Raw genomic sequence first — 14,175 nt, forward strand, 5'->3', positions numbered from 1 at the left:
GGTCTCGGCTTCAGGCGGGATGGGCGGCGGACTGCGAGGACTCGATGCCGAAGTCCTGCGGGAAGTGGTTCAGCGCGGACAGCACCGGATAGGGCGCCATGCCCCCCAGCGCGCACAGCGATCCGCCCAGCATGGTGTCGCACAGGTCGCGCAGCAGGTGCACCTGCTGTTCGCGCCCCGGGCCGCCAGCGGCGATCTTGTCCAGGGTCTCCACCCCACGGGTGGAACCGATGCGACAGGGCGTGCACTTGCCACAGGACTCGATGGCGCAGAATTCCATCGCATAGCGCGCCATGCGCATCATGTCGACGCTGTCGTCGAATGCCACCAGGCCGCCGTGGCCGATCATGGCCGAGATCTGGACATAGGCTTCGTAGTCCAGCGGCACGTCCCATTGCGATTCCGGCAGGTAGGCGCCCAGCGGGCCGCCGACCTGCACCGCGCGCAGCGGCCGGCCCGAGGCGCTGCCGCCGCCGAAGGTATACAGCAGGTCTCGCAGGCTCAGGCCGAAGGCCTTTTCCACCAGTCCGCCCTGCTTGAGGTTGCCGGCCAACTGGAAGGGCAGGGTGCCGTGCGAGCGGCCTACGCCGTAGTCGCGGTAATAGGCCGCGCCCTTGGCCAGGATGATCGGCACCGTGGCCAGCGAGATCACGTTGTTGATGACCGTGGGCTTGCCGAACAGGCCCGAGATCGCCGGCAGCGGCGGCTTGGCGCGCACCACGCCGCGCTTGCCCTCGATGCTTTCCAGCAGCGAGGTCTCCTCGCCGCAGATGTAGGCGCCGGCGCCCTTGCGCACTTCCAGGTCGAAGCGGCGGCCGCTGCCGTGCACGTCGTCGCCCAGCCAGCCGACGCTGCGCGCCCGCTCGATGGCGGCCTCCAGCGTGGCGATGGCGTGCGGGTATTCGGAACGCACGTAGATGTAGCCGTAGGTCGCGCCCACCGCCAGGCCGGCGATGGTCATGCCCTCGATCAGCACGTAGGGGTCGCCTTCCATCAGCAGGCGGTCGGCGAAGGTGCCCGAATCGCCTTCGTCGGCATTGCAGACGATGTATTTGCGGTCGGCCGGCGAGCCCAGCACCGTTTTCCACTTGATGCCGGTGGGAAAGGCCGCGCCGCCGCGCCCGCGCAGGCCGGAGGTGACCATCTCTTCGACGATGGCGGCCGGCTCCATGGCCAGCGCGCGCTTCAGGCCCTGCAGGCCGCCGTGCGCGGCGTAATCCTGCAGGGACAGCGGATCGATCACGCCGACGCGGGCGAAGGTCAGGCGTTCCTGCTGCTTGAGATACGGAATTTCCTCGGTCAGGCCCAACCCCAGCGGATGCGCGCCGCCCGTCAGCCAGCCGGCGTCGAACAGGGCTGGCACGTCCTCGGGCTGCACCGGCCCGTAGGCCACGCGGCCCGCGGGCGTGCCTATCTCCACCAGCGGCTCCAGCCACAGCAGGCCGCGCGAACCGTTGCGCACCACCTGCACGGCCAGGCCGCGTTCGTCGGCGGCCAGTTCGATGGCGGCGGCCACGGCGTCGGCGTCCATGGCCAGCGCCGCGGCGTCGCGCGGCACGTAGATCAGGGTGGGAGCGCTCATTGGCCGGCCTCCCGCGCGCGATGCAGCAGGCGGTCGAGCTTGGCCGGCGTGACGCGGGCGTGCGGCTGGCCGTCCAGCATCACCGCCGGCGACTGGGCGCACAGGCCCAGGCAGTACACCGGCTCCAGCGTGAAGTCGCCGTCGCGCGTGCTGGCGTGGAAATCACAGCCCAGCGCCTGGCGCGCATGGGCGGCCAGTTGTTCGCCGCCCATCGCCTGGCAGGACTCGGCGCGGCACACTTCCAGCGTGTGGCGCCCGGCGGGTTCGCTGCGGAAGTGGGGATAGAAGGTGATGACGCCATGGACTTCGGCGCGCGACAGGTTCAGGGCCTCGGCGATGGTCTGCACCGCCTCGGCCGGAATACAGCCCAGTTCGTGCTGGACCGCGTGCAGCACCGGCAGCAAGGGGCCGGGCTGGTCTTTCAGGCGGGCCAGGATGCGGGCGGTGGTCGCCACGGCGGGGCTGGCGGAGGCCTGGGCGGCGTCCAGGGCCATGGCGCCGCCACGGGCGCCGCCGGTGGAAGCCAGATCGGATTTTGCCTCGCGCTGACGCATGGCGGTCTCCTCCAGGAGTGCTGGGCCCCGTAGGGTGGGGGCTGTTGTGATGGGAGGTCAGGCCTATTTATATGCAATGAAAAACATATAAATTTCCCCTGCCTCGCGTTATTTGTGTACTCTAAACAGGTAATTAATCGCCTTCAATAAGAAATAAATGACATATAAGTTCCGAATCGGCCTGCGGCCGCAATGGACCTTGGGTGGAGACGACGGCGCCCCCGTGCCGCTTCAGGACATGCTGGCGTTGCTGGCCGCCATCGACGCCACCGGCAACATCGCCGGCGCCTGCCGCGCCTGTGACTTGTCGTACCGGCACGCCTGGGGCGTGCTGCGGCGGTTCGAGGGCATCTTCGGCACCCAACTGCTGATCACCAACCGGCGCCAGGGCACGCAACTGTCGCCGTTCGCGCAGCGCCTGCTGTGGGCCAATCGCCGCATCGAGGCGCGGCTGATGCCCACGCTCGACAGCCTGGCCTCCGAACTGCAGGAAGAGCTGGCGCGGCTGCTGCCGGAAAACGGTCCGCACCTGCGGCTGCACGCCAGTCACGGGTTCGCGGTGGAATCGCTGATGGAACACATGGGCGGGCGCAAGCCCGGCCTGGAGCTGCGCTATCGCACCGCGATCGAGGCGCTGGCCTCGCTCGAGCGCGGCGAATGCGACCTGGCGGGCTTCCAGGTGCCGCTGGGCGACTTCGAGGCGCCGATCATGGATCGCTACGCCCAGTGGCTGCACGCCGACGAGTACCTGCTGATTCATCTGGCGGTGCGCAATACCGGGCTGTTCGTCGTGGGCGGCAACCCCAAGCGGATCCACGGCATCGCCGACCTGGCGCGCCAGGACGTGCGCTTCGTCAATCGCCAGATCGGCTCCAGCACCCGTTACCTGATCGGCCTGATGCTGCAACGCGCCGGCGTCTCGATCAGTGAAGTGCAGGGTTACGAAACCAACGAATTCACGCACATGGCGATCGCCGCCCACATCGCCAGCGGCATGGCCGACACCGGCGTGGGCGTGGAGACCGCCGCCTGCCGCTTCGGCCTGGATTTCATTCCGCTGGTGCGCGAGCGCTATTTCTTCGCCATCCGCAAGAACGCGCTGGAGACGCCCGCCATGCGCGACCTGCTGTCCATCATGCGCAGCCCCGACTACGTCGGCTACGTCGGTCAACTGGTCGGCTACGACGCGCGCGATACCGGCCGCCTGCAGACCCTTGAAGAGGCATTTTCCTAGGCGCGCCGCCGTGTGCGCCGGGCTATGATGTTCCCATGAGCAAAGTGATCCTCCTGGCTGATCGCCGCACCGAGCGTCCGGCGCCCCTGGCGCCGCCGCCCGTGGGCCAGCCCGCGCTCGACCGGCGCGCGCGGCCGCTGCGCGACCTGCGCATCTCGGTCACTGACCGCTGCAATTTCCGCTGCACCTACTGCATGCCGCGCGAGGTGTTCGACAGCGACTACGTCTTCATGCGGCATGCCGACCTGTTGTCGTTCGAGGAAATCGCGCGGCTGGCCGGCGTCTTCACCCGGCTGGGGGTCGAGAAGATCCGCCTGACCGGCGGCGAACCGCTGCTGCGCAAGCATGTGGAAAACCTGGTGGGCCTGTTGTCGGGACTGCGCACGCCCGCCGGCCACCCGCTGGAACTGACGCTCACCACCAACGGCAGCCTGCTCGAACGCAAGGCCGCGGTGCTCAAGGACGCGGGCCTGAAGCGCGTCACGGTCAGCCTGGATGCGCTGGACGCCAGCATGTTCCAGGACATGAGCGACAGCGGCTTCACGCCCGACGACGTGCTGCGCGGCATCGACGCCGCCGCGGCGGCCGGGCTGGCGCCTGTCAAGGTCAACATGGTGGTGCGGCGCGGCCTGAACGACGCGCAGATCTTGCCAATGGCCGAGCGCTTCCGCGGCAGCGGTCACATCCTGCGTTTCATCGAATACATGGACGTGGGCAACACCAACGGCTGGAACCTGACCGAAGTGGTGCCCAGCGAGGAAGTGCTGGCGCGCATCGGCGCGATTCACCCGCTGGAACCGATCTCCACCGACGATATGGGCCGCGTCGCCGAGCGTTGGCGCTATCGCGACGGAGGCGGTGAGATCGGCGTCATTTCCAGCGTCACCCATGCCTTCTGTGGCGGCTGTACGCGCGCGCGCCTGTCGCCGGAAGGCAAGCTGTTCCTGTGCCTGTTCGGCCACGAAGGCCACGACTTGCGCGCGCCGCTGCGCGACGGCGCCAGCGACGACGAACTGGCCGCCATCCTCACTGGAATCTGGGCCGCCCGCGGCGACAACTATTCCGAACAGCGCGGCCGCAACATGGCCGACCCGGCCCGCAAGGTCGAGATGAGCTACATCGGTGGTTGACCCAGCGCCCGTTTTCGACCGGCAACAGGTGGCCGGCCTGATCCTGGCCGGCGGCCAGGGCTCGCGCATGCGGGGCAGCGACAAGGGATTGGTCCTGCTGCGTGGCGAGCCGCTGGTGGCGCACGTGGCGCGGCGCCTGGCGCCGCAGGTCGGGCCGCTGCTTCTCAGCGCCAACCGCAATGCCGACAGCTACGCTCGCTATGGCCGGGTGGTGGCCGACGATACCGACGAATTGGGCGCCTGGCAGGGGCCGCTGGCGGGCCTGGCCGCCGGCCTGGCGGCGGCCGCGCCGTGCGAGTGGCTGGTGGTGACGCCATGCGACACCCCGTTCCTGCCGGCCGACCTGGCCCAGCGCCTGATCGCGTCGGCGCAAGCGGCGGGGGCGCCGCTGGCCTATGCGGTGGCCGGCGGCCAGCGCCATCCGGCCTGCATGGCGCTGCGCGCGTCGCTATTGCCGGCGCTGCGCGATTATCTCGCGGCCGGCGAACGCAAGGTCGGCCTGTGGCAGTCGCGCGTGGGAGGCGTGGGCGCGCCGTTCGATGACGCGCCCGGCGCGTTCATGAACCTGAACACGCCCGAGGAACTGGCGGCGGCCGAGCGCTACGCCAGCCAGTGACGCAGGTCGTAGTAGGGCACGCGGTCGCGGTCCTGCACCTGCACGTCGGCCGGCAGGCGCGCCAGGCCGGTCGACCACGGCAATGAACTGATCACCCCCGACCCCTGGTGGCCGTACGGCACCAGCTCGGCGTTGCCGTCGTCGGCGGCGCGGCGCTGCACCCGCAGGAATTCCTCGCGGCTGTCCAGGCGCGGATGCTCGGTGCGCAGCGGCAGCCGGCTGACCGGCGGGAACAGTTCCTCGCGGCCCTGCATGCGGCGCACCAGCGGCGACACCAGCATCGCGAACACCGCGTAGGCCGACACCGGATTGCCCGGCAGGCTGACCACCGGCTTGTCGCCGATCATGGCCAGCGCCACCGGCTTGCCCGGCTTCATGCGCACCTTCCACAGCGACAGTTCTCCGCCCAGCGCGGCCAGGGCCGGCTTGACCAGGTCGCGCTCGCCGACCGACACGCCGCCGACGCTCAGCACCAGGTCGCATTCGGCCAGCAGCGTCTTGAAGGCGCCGCGCAGGTCGTCCTCGGTGTCGCGGGCATGCAGCACCAAGGCCGGCTCGGCGGCCATGCCGCGCACCAGCGCCGCCAGCATCGGGCCGTTGGAGTTGTAGATCTGCGCCGGTTCGCGCGCGCCGCCGGGCGCCACCAGCTCGTCGCCGGTGGTCAGGACGCCCACCCGCAGGCGGCCGTAGACCGGCACGCTGGCCAGGCCCTGCGAGGCCAGCAGCGCCACGTGGGCGGCCTGCAATTGCGTGCCGGCGGGCAGCAGCGGGGCGCCGGCCAGGGTGTCTTCGCCGCGCAGGCGGATGTGCTGGCCGGGACGGGGCTGGCGCGTGATCTCGACCTGCTCGTCGGCCTCGTGCGTGTCTTCCTGCATCACCACCACGTCGGCGCCTGCGGGAATCAGGCTGCCGGTGAACAGGCGGATGGCGTGGCCGGGCTTGAGCGGCTCGGGTGTGTCGCCGGCATAGCAGCGCTGCTGGATCGGCAGGCGCGCGCCCGGCTGCCAGTCGGCCAGGCGCAGCGCGTAGCCGTCCATGGCGCTGTTGTCGGCCGGCGGAATGTCCACCGTGGCGTCGAGGTCGGCCGCCAGCACGCGTCCGGGCGCTTCGTCCAGGCCGACGTGTTCGCGGCGCGCGAGGGGAGCGGCCGCGTTGGCCAGCAGGGTCTGGGCTTGGTCGAAATCCAGCATGGGTATCAGTGGTCTTCTTGGTCGCGGGGTTGGAAGTGCGTGGCGAAATTGCAGGGGCGGTGGCCGCTGTCGAGCTGTTCGCGGATGATGCGGTTCCAGGCGGTTTCGCAGGCGTTGTTCGAACCGGGCAGGCAGAACAGCAGGGTCTGGTTGGCCTCGCCGGCAAAGGCGCGCGACTGGATGGTCGAGCTGCCGATTTCCTCGTAGGAGATCTGGCGGAACAGTTCGCCGAAGCCGGGAATCTCGCGGTCCAGCAGCGGCAGGATGGCCTGCGGCACGTGGTCGCCGTGCGAGAAGCCGGTGCCGCCGGTGGTCAGGATGACCTGCACCTCGGGGTCGGCGATCCAGTCGCTGATGACGCGCCGGATCTGGTAGATGTTGTCCTTGGCGATGTCGCGCCGCACGCATTGGTGGCCGGCCTGGGCCAGGCTGTTGGCCAGCAGGTTGCCGGAGGTGTCGTCACCGGCGCTGCGGGTGTCGCTGACCGTCAGCACGGCGCAGGCCAGCGAGACGGGGGAGGCGTCGTTCATGGAGTCTCCTTGGGGGGCGGGGTGTCGGCGTCCCAGGACTGCGTGCGGTCCTGGTCGGATTGGCGCTGTTCCACCCAGAAGCTGTCGCCACCCGCCAGGGTCTCGCGCTTCCAGAAGGGCGCGCGGGTCTTGAGCGCGTCGATGATGAATTCGCAGCCGCGAAAGGCGTCGCCGCGATGGGCGCTGGCCGCGGCCACGAACACGATCTGGGCATTGCGGGCCAGGGCGCCGACCCGGTGCACGATCACCGTGCCGTCCAGGTTCCAGCGCGCGCGGGCGGTGGCGGCGATGTCTTCGAGCTCGCGCTCGCACATGCCGGGGTAGTGTTCCAGGTAAAGCGTGTCGGTGGGCGTGTCCGGCGCGTAGTCGCGCACGTAGCCCACGAAGGTGACGATGCCGCCCACGCCCGGCCCGGCGCTGGCGCGCAGGGCGGCGGTGAGCGCGGCGCCGTCGAAGTCGGCTTCCTGCACGATGACCATGACGCTCAGCCTCCGGTGACGGGTTCGAACACCGCCACCTCGTCGCCCGCGCGGATCGGCGCCGACGGCTTGGCGTGGGTCTGGTTGATGGCCAGCTTCAGGCGGCCGGCCGGGGCCAGTTGCGGATAGCGTTCGCCAAGCGCGGCCAGCAACTGCGCACCGGTGGACTCGCCGTCGACCGGCCAGGCTTCTGAGCGCTTGCCGACCAGTTCGGCCACGCGGGCGAAGTACAGAAGATTAATCGTTGCGCCATTCACCGCTTTTACCTCCCGCCTTGTACTTCAGGCGAACTTGTTCGATCACGATGCCCTTGTCGGCCGCCTTGCACATGTCGTAGATGGTGAGCGCGGCGACGCTGCACGCGGTCATGGCTTCCATTTCGACGCCGGTCTTGTAGCTGGTGCGGCAGGTGGCCAGGATGTCGATGCGGTGCGCCGCGTCGTCCAGCGCGAATTCGACGCCGACGAACGACAGCGGCAGGCTGTGGCACAGGGGGATGAGCTCGGCGCAGCGCTTGGCCGCCAGGATGGCGGCGACGCGCGCGGTATTGAGCACTTCGCCCTTGCCCTGGCCGGGCTGCGTCAGCAGGCCGTAGGCCACCGCGTTCATGCGGACGCTGGCGGTGGCGATGGCGACGCGTTCGGTGTCGGTCTTGCCGATGACATCGACCATGCGGACCTGGCCGGCTTCATCCAGGTGGCTCAAGGTGGGGGCGGGCGTGGACATGGGAATCGGGATCGAGAATTGTTAATGATTGAAAAGAGCGGTCCCGGCAGGCCGTGGCGGGCCGCTGATGCGCCTATGATAGACGAGCCGCCACCTGCCGCGCTTTGAGGAAAGATAAGCGCGGCCGCCGTGGCCTTGGCGTCGCTCCCGCCGACCGGTTTTCAGGCCGCGCCAGGGACCCCCGCGCTGGCCCGGCTCGCGCTTTCGTGCCCCTGCGGGGGCATTTGCGCTTGTGGCGCCGCGGCGCGATGCCGCGTTGCAAAAAGCCCCCCAATTTGCTCGAAGGACGCGATAATGGCCTTCGATTCGTACCAGGAGACGCACAATGCCCTTGCGGATGCCCAAGTTCCGGTTCACCCGCCGCTTAGGCAAGATCCTCTTGGGCGTCGTGGCCACGGCGCTGATCCTCTGTGGCATCGCCGCCTGGCAGGTGCCCAAGGTGCTGCACAACGTGCTGACCCAGGACGTGGCCAAGATGCTGGGCCGCGACGTCGCGGTCGGCAAGATCACCTTCAATCCCTTCACCCTGACCGTGCGCGCGCGCGATCTCGCCGTGGCGCAGCCCGGCTCGCAGACGCCCCTGTTCACGGCCTCGGAACTGAACGTCAGCGCCGCCTGGACCTCGCTGTTCTGGTTCGCGCCGGTGGTCGACCGCTTCACGCTGCGCTCGCCGACGCTGTCGCTCGTGCGCGAGGACGTCACCCGCTTCAACTTCTCCGACGTGCAGCAGCGCGTGGCCGAGATGACGGCCCCCAAGCCGGACGAGCCGCCCAAGCCCGATGAAGGCCTGCCGCGCTTCTCGCTGAACAACATGGTGATCGAGGGCGGCGTCATCACGCTCGATGACAAAGTCACCGGCCGCAAGCAGGTGGTGGACGAATTGGCCATCGGCGTGCCGTTCATCTCCACCTTCGGCTACGCCACCGACATCGACGTGCAGCCGCGCCTGCACCTGCGCATCAACGGCAGCCCGTTCGACCTGACCGGCGTGGCGCGTCCTTTCGACAAGGTGCCGTCGTCGACGCTGCGGGTCGCCTTCAGCGGGCTGCAGTTGGAAAAATGGGCCGATGTCTGGCCCATGCCGCTGCCGTTCAAGCTCGAACGCGCGTTGCTCGACTCGAACCTGCAGGTCGTGTTCGAGCAGCCCAAGGACGCGCCGCCCAAGATCCGCGTGGTCGGCGACCTGGGCCTGCGCCAGTTCGACCTGCGCGACAGCGCCGGCGAGAGCCTGGCGGCCTGGAGCGCGCTGACCGTCACCCGCCTCGAACTCGAACCGATCGCGCGCCAGGTGTACGTGGGCGGCGTCGACCTGTGGGCGCCGCAGGTGTATGCGCGCCGTTACAGCAACCAGCGCCTGAACTGGCAGGACGTGGTCGACAAGCTCAAGCAGTTGGGCGGCCCGGCGCCGACGGCCCAACCCGCCGCGATGACCGCCGCCAAGCCGGCCGCGACCGATCCCGCCCAGGCCGCCAAGCCTGCCCCTGCGGCCACCGCCCAGGCCGCCGCCAGCAGCCCGGCGCCCGCGGCCCCGGCCGCCGCCTCCACGCCCAACGACGCCTCGCCCGCGGCCGCCACTTCCGACGCGCCACCCGCCGCCGACGCCCCGCCCAAGCCCGCCGCGCCCGCCGAATGGAAGGTGACGCTGGACGCCTTCAACATCCACGAAGGCGAGCTCTACGTCACCGACGCCATCAGCAAGCTCGACTACACCCTGACCGGCCTGGCCGTCACCGTCGAGGGCGTGGCGCTGCCGCAGGTCAAGGGCGAACCCATCAATCTCTGGCTGACCGTGGACAACAGCACCGATGGCGGCTGGATCCGCGCCAAGGGCCCGCTGGTGCTGCAACCGCTGTCGCTGGAGCTGGCGCTGCGCATGGGCAACGTCGCGCTGGCGCCGTTCGCGCCGGCCGTGCGCAGCCTGTCGCCGATCCTGTTGCAGGACGGCCGCCTCGGGCTGACCGCGCAGGTGCACGTGCTGGACAAGAACGGCGTCATCGATGCGTCCGCCACGGGCGTGCGCGCCGAGCTGGCCCAGTTCAAGGCGCGCGACGAAACCCTGAATCCCGCGCTCGACGTCGCGCTGCAGCAACTGGTCGTCACCGCCGACCGCCTGGCCATGGGCCCGGGCGCCAGTAATTTCACGCTGGCCGCGGCCGGCATCCAGGGCGGCGGCAAGCTCGACCTGAAGGGCGCCTTCACGCCGCAGCCGCTCAGCGTCAAGACGTCGGTCGACCTGTCCGGCCTGAACGTCGCCTCGTTCGCGCCGTACTTCGCCTCCAGCCTGAACGCCACCGTGCGCGCCATCACGCTGGGCGCCAAGGGCGACGCCGAATTCGCGGCCGCCAACGGCAGCGCGCCGATGAAGGCCGGCTGGAAGGGCGGGGTCGATATCACCGACGTCGACCTGCAGGACCGCGTCAACAAGGACGACTTCCTCAACTGGAAGCGCCTGGGCCTGTCCGGCATGAACGTCTCGGTGGCGGGCGAGAAGATCGTCGCCGGCCTGGGCGACATCGCGCTTGACGACTTCTATGGCCGCATCCTGCTCAATGCCCAGGGCCGCCTGAACGTCATGGACCTGGTGGCCGCGCCCGGCCAGGCCGGCGGCTCCATCACCCAGGACACGCAGACCCCCGGTCGGCGCGCCGAACCGCCGGCGCCGGCGGCCAAGGGCGGCGGCATGCCCGACATCTCGCTCAACAGCGTCACGCTGACGCGCGGCCGCATGACCTTCACTGACCGCTTCGTCAAGCCCAACTACGTGGCCGAGCTGTCCAGCATCGACGGTTCCATCACGGCCGTGTCGTCCACCAACCCACAGCCCGCCAAGGTCAAGGTCACCGGCCGCGTCTACACCACCGCGCCCCTGTCGATCAGCGGCGTGGTGCAGCCGTTCGCCAAGTACCTGTCGCTTGACCTGAAGGCCTCGGCCAAGGGCGTTGACCTGCCACGCTTCAACACCTACTCGGCCAAGTACGTCGGCTACCCGATCAAGCGTGGCAAGCTGTCGGTGGACCTGGAATACAAGATCAAGGACCGCGCGCTGCTGGCCACCAACCACGTGGTGCTGAACCAGCTCACCTTCGGCGACAAGACCAACAGCCCCGACGCCACCAAGCTGCCGGTGCTGCTGGCCGTGGCCCTGCTGAAGGACTCGCGCGGCAATATCGACATCAACCTGCCGATCTCCGGGTCGCTCGACGACCCCGAGTTCTCGGTCGGCGGCATCGTCGTGCGGGTGCTGCTGAACCTGGTGGTCAAGGCCGTCACCTCGCCCTTCAGCCTGCTGGCGTCGGCCTTTGGCGGCGGCGAGGAACTGTCATACGTGGAATTCGCGCCCGGCAGCGCCGCGCTCACCGATGACACGCTGCAGCGCATCGACACCCTGACCAAGGCGCTGGTCGATCGCCCCGCGCTCAAGATGGACCTGAGCGGCCGCGCCGATCCCAAGACCGACCTGGACGGCCTGCGCCAGGCCTGGGTCGACGCCCAGATCCGCCTGGCCAAGGCCCGCGAGGTCGCCCCGCGCGGCAAGAAGCCGAACCCGGCCGGCGTCGAGGTCTCGGGCGCCGAGCGCGCCAAGTACCTGGAAAAGGTCTACGACGACACCGACCTCAAGGACAAGCCGCGCAATTTCATCGGCATGGCCAAGTCCGTGCCGCCGCAACAGATGGAGGAGATGCTGCGCGCCGCGGCCCCGGTGGGCGACGAACAGTTGCGCCAACTGGCCGACGCGCGCGCGCAAGCGGTGTATGAGAAGCTGCAAGCCCAGGAAGGACTCGCGGATCGCGTGTTCATCGTTGCCCCGCAACTGGACGCCGATGGCATCAAGGACGAGGGCCTGCCCTCGCGCGTGGACTTCTCCCTGAAGTGAACCCCGGCGGTTCGCCAGGACGCGGCCGCGTCCGGCGGCCGTCCCTTGCCCGGAGATGCATGATGAAAGACCAGGACGCGCATTTCGACAGCCTGCTGCCGCCCCTCAAGCTGGACCGCCGTGGCTTCATCGCCACCACCGTCGCCGCCGGCTTCTCGCTGGCCGCCGGCCCCGCCGTCGCGCAGACCGCCATCAAGACCGACGCCAGCGGCCTGACCGCCGGCAAGGTGGACATCCCCACCGCCGATGGCAAGATGCCCGCCTACCGCGCCGCGCCCGCCGGCAAGAAGAACCTGCCGACGCTGCTGGTGGTGTCCGAGATCTTCGGCGTGCACGAATACATCCAGGACGTCTGCCGCCGCCTGGCCCACCTGGGCTACCTGGCCATCGCGCCCGAGCTGTTCGCGCGCCAGGGCGACCCGTCCAAATACACCGACATCCCCAAGCTGCAGGCCGAGATCATCAGCAAGGTGCCCGACAAGCAGGTGCGGGATGATCTCGACGCCACCGTCGCCTGGGCCGCCGCCCACGGCGGCAGCGACGACAAGCTCGGCATTCTCGGCTTCTGCTGGGGCGGCCGCCAAGTCTGGCTCTACGCCGCCCACAACCCCAAGCTCAAGGCCGGCGCCGCCTGGTACGGCCAGTTGGGCGGCGACCCGAGCGAACTCAAGCCCCGATCGGTCCTGAGCCTGGTCAACGACCTCAAGGCCCCGGTCCTGGGCGCCTACGGCGGCAAGGACGCCGGCATCCCCCAGACCGACGTCGACAAGATGCGCATCGAACTCGCCAAGGGCCCCGCCGCCGCCAAGGCCTCCCGCATCGACGTCTACCCCGAAGCCCCCCACGCCTTCCACGCCGACTATCGGCCGAGTTACCGCAAGGCCGAGGCGGAGCAGGCTTGGCAGAGGATGCTGGACTGGTTCAAGCAGAATGGGTTGGGTGGTTGAGGCGTTGCGGTTGTTTTGTTCTTCGTAGGCCGCCCCTGGCGTCGGCCGGGCAGGCGGGGCGCGCCCACGATTGCGGTCCGGAGCCTTCGCTCCGGACTCCCCCCTCGTCATCTTCGTTGTCGCCTTCGGCGACGGCCTTCAGATTCCCTCGGGCGCATCGAGGTTGCGCCCCGCCTGCCCGGCCGACGCCAGGGGCTACCGACATCTGCATAGGTGAGGCCGCTCGGGCGGGGTGAGGGGAGAGATCTTGCGTCGCCCGCCGGGACCGGCTGCGCGGGCAGCCGGTCCCGGCATACGCTTTAGCTGTGCGTCGTGAGAGCGGCGCTGCGCGCGGGGGGGAGGGCGCGGCACGAGGGAGATACAGGTCAAGCGCCGCGACCCTTCATGTCGCACGGGAACGTGAACGCGCGACGCAGTTTCAAAGCCAGGCGCCCAAAAGCTCCAAAGCCAATTCCACAAGCTTCAAAGCCAAGCCTGCCCACGCGCGCAGCGTTCATCCTGGCCTGCAAGACCCCGCGTAAGCCAAAAAAGGCCGCCCGCGCGGCCGCCTTTTGGCGGGCCCCGCAAACTCCTCCCACCCCCGTTGACGTGGCCAACCACGCCAAGCACCCCATTCGCCCCAGCACCGCGGGCACCAAGACATCATGAGCCCGGCGGGACGGCGCAGGCGGAGGGCGGGGCGTGTAGATGCGCCCGACGGAAACCGTAGGCAGCCGCCGCAGGCGGCAACGAGGTTGAGGACGGGGCAGTCCGGAGCGAACGCTCCGGACCGCAATCGTAGCCCCGCCCCCGCCTGCCGCCGTCCCGCCGGGCGGCTCAAGAACTCAATCCCCCGCCAGCAAAAAAACCCGCAGAGAATTCACTTCTCCGCACTCTCCCCCGGCAACCCATCACTAACCTCAGCCAACGCCGCCTTCATGTCCTCATAAGAAATCACCCGCTCATTCTGAAAACTCCCCAGCACCCCCCGGCACCCGTCGACGCCGGACCGCTTCATCTCCTCCATCATCCGCGTCCCATCCGCCAACCCCTTCTGATAGAGCCCGTCATACCCCGCCGCCGAAAACCCATATTCCTTGGCATACCGCTCCAGGTTCTTGCGCGAGGTCGCCTGGTGCTGCGCCAGGTCGGGTTCGGACGCCCCGCACGAACGGGCCGCGCCGTTGGAGGCGCCCGCGGCCACCACGAAGGATTCGAACTGGGCCTGCTCGGCCGCGTCGGGCGCGGCCCAGGCCGGGGCGGCCACGGCCATCGTAAGGGCCAGGCCGATCAGCATCTTGCGCATCGGTTTGTCTCCGCAAAGCGCCCGCGCG

General features: G+C 69.3%; 13 protein-coding genes. 5 read left to right on the plus strand and 8 right to left on the minus strand.

Translation table 11 applies throughout. The features are described 5' to 3' along the window. Positions 1 to 10 precede the first annotated feature (10 nt). A complete protein-coding gene (locus SB816_RS18285; protein ID WP_175167498.1) occupies positions 11 to 1,582 on the minus strand; it encodes a formate dehydrogenase beta subunit in 1,572 nt (523 codons plus the stop codon). Continuing rightward, positions 1,579 to 2,136, minus strand: a complete 558-nt coding sequence (locus SB816_RS18290; protein ID WP_054417107.1) for a formate dehydrogenase subunit gamma — start codon at positions 2,134 to 2,136, stop codon at positions 1,579 to 1,581. Before SB816_RS18290 ends, SB816_RS18285 begins: the two co-directional genes overlap by 4 nt. Before the next feature lie 157 nt (positions 2,137 to 2,293). Between SB816_RS18290 and SB816_RS18295 the strand changes: the two genes are divergently transcribed. Genes SB816_RS18295 through mobA form a run of 3 tightly spaced genes read left to right on the plus strand, consistent with a single transcriptional unit; the run spans position 2,294 to position 5,116 of the window. After that, positions 2,294 to 3,370 carry a substrate-binding domain-containing protein gene (locus tag SB816_RS18295; RefSeq protein ID WP_054417108.1) on the plus strand — a complete coding sequence of 359 codons (1,077 nt, stop codon included), beginning with the start codon at positions 2,294 to 2,296 and terminating at the stop codon, positions 3,368 to 3,370. 35 nt (positions 3,371 to 3,405) lie between these two features. Then, entirely contained in the window at positions 3,406 to 4,500 is a 1,095-nt protein-coding gene (moaA, locus tag SB816_RS18300; protein WP_116793013.1) for a GTP 3',8-cyclase MoaA, read from the plus strand. Continuing rightward, positions 4,493 to 5,116, plus strand: coding sequence for a molybdenum cofactor guanylyltransferase MobA (gene mobA / locus SB816_RS18305; RefSeq protein ID WP_144655361.1), 624 nt, complete (start codon positions 4,493 to 4,495; stop codon positions 5,114 to 5,116). Before moaA ends, mobA begins: the two co-directional genes overlap by 8 nt. Here the strand turns inward: mobA and glp are convergent. From glp to moaC, 5 genes are read right to left on the minus strand one after another with little or no spacing between them, the layout of a single operon-like run. Further along, the gene (gene glp / locus SB816_RS18310) at positions 5,101 to 6,306 is read right to left on the minus strand and encodes a gephyrin-like molybdotransferase Glp (protein WP_144655360.1); all 1,206 of its coding nucleotides are present in this window, start codon (positions 6,304 to 6,306) and stop codon (positions 5,101 to 5,103) included. The two genes, mobA and glp, sit on opposite strands and share 16 nt — an antisense overlap. A gap of 5 nt (positions 6,307 to 6,311) precedes the next feature. Beyond that, positions 6,312 to 6,836: a molybdenum cofactor biosynthesis protein B gene (gene moaB, locus SB816_RS18315; RefSeq protein ID WP_026384317.1), complete on the minus strand. Its 525-nt coding sequence runs from the start codon at positions 6,834 to 6,836 to the stop codon at positions 6,312 to 6,314. After that, positions 6,833 to 7,315, minus strand: coding sequence for a molybdenum cofactor biosynthesis protein MoaE (locus SB816_RS18320; RefSeq protein ID WP_049075647.1), 483 nt, complete (start codon positions 7,313 to 7,315; stop codon positions 6,833 to 6,835). Before SB816_RS18320 ends, moaB begins: the two co-directional genes overlap by 4 nt. A 5-nt stretch (positions 7,316 to 7,320) precedes the next feature. Further along, the gene (locus tag SB816_RS18325; protein ID WP_006386671.1) at positions 7,321 to 7,572 is read right to left on the minus strand and encodes a MoaD/ThiS family protein; all 252 of its coding nucleotides are present in this window, start codon (positions 7,570 to 7,572) and stop codon (positions 7,321 to 7,323) included. Further along, positions 7,553 to 8,041 carry a cyclic pyranopterin monophosphate synthase MoaC gene (gene moaC / locus SB816_RS18330; RefSeq protein ID WP_049075645.1) on the minus strand — a complete coding sequence of 163 codons (489 nt, stop codon included), beginning with the start codon at positions 8,039 to 8,041 and terminating at the stop codon, positions 7,553 to 7,555. The genes SB816_RS18325 and moaC overlap by 20 nt, the downstream gene beginning before the upstream one ends. A 325-nt stretch (positions 8,042 to 8,366) precedes the next feature. Between moaC and SB816_RS18335 the strand changes: the two genes are divergently transcribed. Then, positions 8,367 to 11,915, plus strand: a complete 3,549-nt coding sequence (locus SB816_RS18335; RefSeq protein ID WP_410547359.1) for a DUF748 domain-containing protein — start codon at positions 8,367 to 8,369, stop codon at positions 11,913 to 11,915. Between the two features lie 62 nt (positions 11,916 to 11,977). Next, a complete protein-coding gene (locus SB816_RS18340) occupies positions 11,978 to 12,862 on the plus strand; it encodes a dienelactone hydrolase family protein (RefSeq protein WP_054500968.1) in 885 nt (294 codons plus the stop codon). A gap of 859 nt (positions 12,863 to 13,721) precedes the next feature. Here SB816_RS18340 and SB816_RS18345 read toward each other — a convergent pair. Next, positions 13,722 to 14,147 (minus strand): hypothetical protein, encoded by a 426-nt coding sequence (locus SB816_RS18345; protein WP_054500969.1) that lies wholly within the window; start codon positions 14,145 to 14,147, stop codon positions 13,722 to 13,724. Between the last annotated feature and the right edge of the window lie 28 nt (positions 14,148 to 14,175).

This window comes from Achromobacter sp. SIMBA_011 (genome assembly GCF_046535435.1).
GTDB lineage: Bacteria > Pseudomonadota > Gammaproteobacteria > Burkholderiales > Burkholderiaceae_B > Achromobacter > Achromobacter dolens.

What these genes read in the sequence shown, in the direction of transcription:
- SB816_RS18285 (WP_175167498.1), bottom strand. Translation starts at nt 1,582, where the DNA reads ATGAGCGCTCCCACCCTGATCTACGTGCCGCGCGACGCCGCGGCGCTG.
- SB816_RS18290 (WP_054417107.1), bottom strand. Translation starts at nt 2,136, where the DNA reads ATGCGTCAGCGCGAGGCAAAATCCGATCTGGCTTCCACCGGCGGCGCC.
- SB816_RS18295 (WP_054417108.1), top strand. Translation starts at nt 2,294, where the DNA reads ATGACATATAAGTTCCGAATCGGCCTGCGGCCGCAATGGACCTTGGGT.
- moaA (WP_116793013.1), top strand. Translation starts at nt 3,406, where the DNA reads ATGAGCAAAGTGATCCTCCTGGCTGATCGCCGCACCGAGCGTCCGGCG.
- glp (WP_144655360.1), bottom strand. Translation starts at nt 6,306, where the DNA reads ATGCTGGATTTCGACCAAGCCCAGACCCTGCTGGCCAACGCGGCCGCT.
- moaB (WP_026384317.1), bottom strand. Translation starts at nt 6,836, where the DNA reads ATGAACGACGCCTCCCCCGTCTCGCTGGCCTGCGCCGTGCTGACGGTC.
- SB816_RS18320 (WP_049075647.1), bottom strand. Translation starts at nt 7,315, where the DNA reads ATGGTCATCGTGCAGGAAGCCGACTTCGACGGCGCCGCGCTCACCGCC.
- moaC (WP_049075645.1), bottom strand. Translation starts at nt 8,041, where the DNA reads ATGTCCACGCCCGCCCCCACCTTGAGCCACCTGGATGAAGCCGGCCAG.
- SB816_RS18335 (WP_410547359.1), top strand. Translation starts at nt 8,367, where the DNA reads ATGCCCTTGCGGATGCCCAAGTTCCGGTTCACCCGCCGCTTAGGCAAG.
- SB816_RS18340 (WP_054500968.1), top strand. Translation starts at nt 11,978, where the DNA reads ATGAAAGACCAGGACGCGCATTTCGACAGCCTGCTGCCGCCCCTCAAG.
- SB816_RS18345 (WP_054500969.1), bottom strand. Translation starts at nt 14,147, where the DNA reads ATGCGCAAGATGCTGATCGGCCTGGCCCTTACGATGGCCGTGGCCGCC.